The organism is Candidatus Ozemobacteraceae bacterium (assembly GCA_035373905.1).
In the GTDB taxonomy this organism is placed as follows: Bacteria; Muiribacteriota; Ozemobacteria; order Ozemobacterales; family Ozemobacteraceae; genus MWAR01.
On sequence record DAOSOK010000055.1, the window covers coordinates 20,024 to 24,788 of the forward strand.

General features: G+C 59.3%; 5 protein-coding genes. 4 read left to right on the forward strand and 1 reads right to left on the reverse strand.

Features of this window, described 5'->3' with window-relative positions; translation table 11 throughout:
• The 4 genes from PLU72_18925 to PLU72_18940 form a co-directional block, all read left to right on the forward strand.
• On the forward strand, positions 1 to 456 hold a 456-nt coding region (locus tag PLU72_18925), incomplete at its 5' end, for a nitronate monooxygenase (GenBank protein ID HOT30260.1).
• A gap of 37 nt (positions 457 to 493) precedes the next feature.
• A complete protein-coding gene (gene fabF, locus PLU72_18930) occupies positions 494 to 1,726 on the forward strand; it encodes a beta-ketoacyl-ACP synthase II (protein ID HOT30261.1) in 1,233 nt (410 codons plus the stop codon).
• A 158-nt stretch (positions 1,727 to 1,884) separates the two neighbouring features.
• Positions 1,885 to 2,145 carry a stage V sporulation protein S gene (locus PLU72_18935; protein ID HOT30262.1) on the forward strand — a complete coding sequence of 87 codons (261 nt, stop codon included), beginning with the start codon at positions 1,885 to 1,887 and terminating at the stop codon, positions 2,143 to 2,145.
• A 19-nt stretch (positions 2,146 to 2,164) separates the two neighbouring features.
• On the forward strand, positions 2,165 to 3,670 hold the full coding sequence (locus PLU72_18940) for a tetratricopeptide repeat protein (protein HOT30263.1): 1,506 nt from the start codon (positions 2,165 to 2,167) through the stop codon (positions 3,668 to 3,670).
• 252 nt (positions 3,671 to 3,922) lie between these two features.
• Here PLU72_18940 and PLU72_18945 read toward each other — a convergent pair.
• On the reverse strand, positions 3,923 to 4,765 hold an 843-nt coding region (locus PLU72_18945), incomplete at its 5' end, for a hypothetical protein (protein HOT30264.1).

Consider the following 4,765-nt stretch of genomic DNA (forward strand, 5'->3'; position numbering starts at 1 on the left):
GTGAAGATCCCGGTCGTGATCGCCGGCGGAGTCACCGATCGCGAGGATTTCGAAGAAGTCCTCAAACTCGGAGTCGACGGGGTCCAGGTCGGAACCCGCTTCGCCGCCAGCGTCGAGTGCAACGCCGCGGATGCATTCAAACAGCGGTATCTTCAGGCGAAGGAAGGTGACGTCTTCAAGGTTCACAGCCCTGTGGGGCTGCCTGGAAACGCACTTTCGACGTCGTTTTCCGATGCCGTCGCCGAAGGGAAGTTCAAGCCAGAGACCTGTGACGGCTGTCTGAAGCGCTGTTCCCACATCTTCTGCATCGTCAGGGCCCTCGAGGAAGCGAAAAACGGCAATCTCGACAGGGGACTCGTCTTCGCCGGCGAGCATGTATACAAGGTTCGCAAGATCATGACGGTCCAGGAGATCTTCCACATGTTCTTCGACGGCCTCGAGTTCATCGACGCCTGAAGAACCGGAATCACGCCATCATAAGGAGTCCGTTACGATGAAACGGGTGTTCGTAACCGGCATGGGAGCCGTAACTCCCATCGGCATCGGCATCGATGAGTTTGCCACCAACCTGAAAGCGGGCGTCAGCGGCGTTGGCCCCATAACCCGCTTCGATGCATCAAAGCATACCGCCCGCATCGCGGCGGAGGTCAAGAATTTCGATCCCACGCTGTATATCAGCAAGAAGGAAGTCCGCCGCCACGATCGATATTCGCAGTTCGCGATGGCCGCAAGCGAGATGGCGATCAAACAGGCCGGCATGACCTCCGAGAATTTCGATCCTGCACGCGTCGGCGTCATCATCGCCACCGGCATCGGCGGCATCAGCACGATGGAAGCCGAGCACGACACGTATATGAAGTCGGGCCCCGGCCGCGTCAGCCCATTTCTGGTGCCGATGATGATCTGCAACATCGCTTCCGGCTGTCTCGCCATGGCCCACGGCTTCAAGGGGCCGAACTACTGCGTCGTTTCGGCCTGCGCTTCGGGGCTCCATGCGATCGGTGAGGCGTGGCAGAAAGTCCAGCTCGGGATCGTCGATGCGATGATCTGCGGAGGCGCAGAGGCGGGCATCACCCCTCTGACCGTCGCCGGTTTCGCGCAGATGAAAGCCCTCTCGACCCGAAATGACGAACCCACGAAAGCCTCCCGCCCCTACGATAAGGATCGCGACGGCTTCGTCATGGGCGAAGGCAGCGGTTCCATCGTTCTCGAATCAGAAGAGAGCATGCTCAAACGCGGCGCGAAGCCGATCGCCGAGCTTGTCGGCTACGGCTGCAGCGCCGACGCCTATCATCTCACCGCTCCCGATCCGAACGGCGAGGGTGCGTTTCTCGCCATGAAGCAGGCGCTGGCCTGGAACTCGATTCCGGCCGAACAGATCGACTACGTGAACGCTCACGGAACTTCGACGCCGGTCGGCGATCCGGTCGAAGTCGTTGCGATCAAGCGCGTATTCGGAGATCATGCGAAAAAACTAGCCGTGAACTCGACCAAGTCCATGATCGGTCACCTGCTCGGCGCCGCGGGAGCGGTCGGAACGGTGGCGACCCTGATCCAGATGAGCCGCGGTTTCCTCCATCCCACGATCAATCATGATCAGCCGGGCGAGGGGTGCGATCTCGATTTCGTTCCCAACACGGCGCGCGAGGCGAAGATTCGCCATGCCATCGTGAACTCGTTCGGATTCGGCGGACAGAACGCGAGCCTGCTTTTCAAAGCCGTCTGAGTTCCCATCTCACATGTCATCCGCATCGAAGCGATTCTTTTCGCTTCGATGCGTTTTCATCACAGGGACGTTGCAAGGTTGATGTGCCGGTCTTATAATGGAATGAGAAGCATACGACGCTGTATCGTCAGTCGCAGATAAACGAGAGGAGTTACACCATGGAAGTATTGAGAGTTGCATCATCGTCGAATCCGAAATCCGTCGCAGGCGCCATAGCGGCAGTTCTCGAACACGATTCACGGGTCGAGTTGCTCGCCGTGGGAGCCGGAGCCGTCAACCAGACGGTCAAGGCCATCGCCGTCACCCGCGGCTACGTCGCCCCCAAAGGCATCGAACTGGTCACCATCATTGCATTTGCGAAAATCGATATTGACGGTAACGAAAAAACCGCCATCAAATTCATCGTCGAAGCCCGCTGACACAGCGCTTTCCCTTCGAATGCCCCGGGCCTTCCGCCTTCTCGTCGCGGCGGGCACCGGGTTGTTGCTGTTCGCGGCGGATCCCGGAGTTCCGACGTATGGCCAGGTCGCAACGGAGATGGCGTCGAGCAAGGTTCCGGAACTGCAGAAGAAGCTCCAGGAAGACCCGGAGAACACCGAGGTCCTCCTCCAGCTTGCTCTCGAGTATTCCCTGCAGAAGGAATTTTCAAAAGCTGTTGATATATATTTTAGACTTTTGAAACTCGATCCGAACAATTTCCATGCCTACAACAACCTCGGCATTCTCTACAAGAAGACCGGCCAGTATTCCGATGCCCTGCACTGCTATGAGCAGGCCCGCCGTCTCCAGCCCGATTCCTACTGGGTGCCGTACAACATGGGACTCGCCTACGAAGCGATGGGGCGTATGCAGGAGGCGCGCGAGTCGTATGGAAAGGCGCTGTCGCTGAATCCAGACTTCACTCAGGCGCTCCAGCGCCTGCGCGAATTGTCCGAAGACCCGTCACGAGTCGCCCCGCTTCCGCCTCCGCCCGGCGCGCAGGTGCTTGTCGCCGATCGCCCCTCGGGCCAGCCGACGGCCGTTTCCGTCTCTAAAACAGGCGGAGAAACTCCTGACGGAGAAAAGTCCGCCTTATCCGAAAAACCGTCTGGAACAGCCCGCACGGAGACCGTCGGAAAAGGCGGGAAGTCTGAGAAACCGGAAAAACCGGCAAAGTCAGGGGCTTCATCGCCCATGATCCGGACCCTCAGGACGGGGCCGGCGGCCACGCTGTACAACGAAGCCATGGATGCCCTCGAAAAAGAGGAGCTGACGAAGGCCATCGAGGTATACGTGCGGTGTGTCATCATGGAGCGGGAGTTCCTTTCGGAACCCGAAAACGGCCTGATCCAGAAGGGGCTCGATCTGCTCAACGACCGGCCCAACAGTATGAGCGAAGGGCTGTTCTATCGCGGGTATCTGCTTTCGATCTCGAAAAGCCTGGACAAGGCGATCCCGGATCTAGAGACCTATATCGCGAAGAATCCGAAGGGACCGTTCGTCACCGAGGCCCAGAAGATCATCAACCGCTACGAGAGCGATCTTGCCGCAGCCGAACTTCTCAAACAGCAGCAGGCTTCTGCGGCGGCTGTTCTCGAGGCTGCGAAAGCCGCACAGCAGGCTGCCGCACCCGGCAGCTTCACGCCCCGCCCCGATGATGTGACGCTCAGGACGTTCAGCCCCGGTCAGATCCTCGACGAGGCGAACAGGCTTTCCCGAGAGAACCGGACGCGTGACGCGATTGCCGTGCTGCGAAGCGGCCTCGAAAAAGAGCCCGAGAACATTCCCCTACTGATGGCGATCGGCAATGCCTATGTCGACCTCCTGCTCCAGAAGAGCGACAGGGACGCCGGCCTGATGGCCCGAGACATCTTCGAAAAAGTCATCCGCATCGCGCCGGCCGACTCGAAAGAGTCAGGCATCGCCGCCGGTATCATCAAGGAGCTCGACTCCCGCCTGAAGTAGAATCTGAACCTCGAAGAAGCACTGACTGGTTCACCGACGGGAGTATCTCACCACAAAAATACAAAGACCGTTTCACCGCCGAGGCGCCGAGGCGCAGAGATTGAAACAAGATAAAAAGATGTACGATAATATTTTCCTCGGCGTCTCAGCGTCTCCGCGGTGAATCGTTTGAATTTCATCATACCAGGCACAAAGAAAAGGCTGTAGCTCATTTTGTGCCTTTGTGACTTTGTGGTGAACGTGGTTCCCGGGTTACCAGCGGACGGTGGCGCCGATCTGGAGACGATCGTCCCAGCCGAACTCGCGGTAGGTGCGGAGGTTCTTCGAGTAGGCGAGTTCGAGAGCGCCCTTTGGTGACGGGGCGAGGCGGATGCCCAGGATCATGTCGAGAGTGTCCTTGTCCTGACCGCCCTGTATTTCGCCGGCGAACTCACCGATCAGCGCGGCGTGAGCCGTCGGCTCGTAACTCATCCCGATTCGGTAGATGAACCGTGTGTCGATATTTTGCGAGTCGATGATCGCGCCCAGTTCGAGGTTCGCGGTCGCCGAGTCTGTTTCCTTAGTCGTCACGCAGCCGAACAGCTTGATCTCATCCGAGTGCTCGGAGCCGGCGGGCCGCATCGCGTCCGTGTCGCCAGTCGAGGCTTCGACGACGGCGCCATAGGCGAACCGGTAGTAGCTTTTGTCGGGCAGGTAGGTCGCCTTCCAGCCGAGTTTGATATCGCCGATGCCCTCGCCTTCTTCGGCGGGCTTGTTGAGCGTGCGGGGCGCGGACAGGTCGTATTTCTGCATCGGTACCATCACGGTCCATTCCGCCCAGTCACCGAGCCAGTTTGCCGCGAGCTGGAACGTGCCGATCGAGCCCGTGTCGGGATGGAGGAACGCCTTCCCATAGCGTGACGTCAGCTCGCGGTAATCGTACCGGAACGAGGTGAACAGGCGCTTCGGCTCGAGCCGGTCGGCGGTCTCCGAGACGAAGAAGCCGACCATGCCATCCTCGTTGAGGGCATGTCTGGGAGATTCCCGGAGCAGCTTGCTCCCTTGGGAAGGCTGAGATGCGCCGGCGGCCGAGCCGCCTGTCGAGTAGATCTCGTA

Bases quoted from the DNA above. Each gene is read 5' to 3' on its own strand.
- fabF (HOT30261.1), top strand. From the start codon at position 494: ATGAAACGGGTGTTCGTAACCGGCATGGGAGCCGTAACTCCCATCGGC.
- PLU72_18935 (HOT30262.1), top strand. From the start codon at position 1,885: ATGGAAGTATTGAGAGTTGCATCATCGTCGAATCCGAAATCCGTCGCA.
- PLU72_18940 (HOT30263.1), top strand. From the start codon at position 2,165: ATGCCCCGGGCCTTCCGCCTTCTCGTCGCGGCGGGCACCGGGTTGTTG.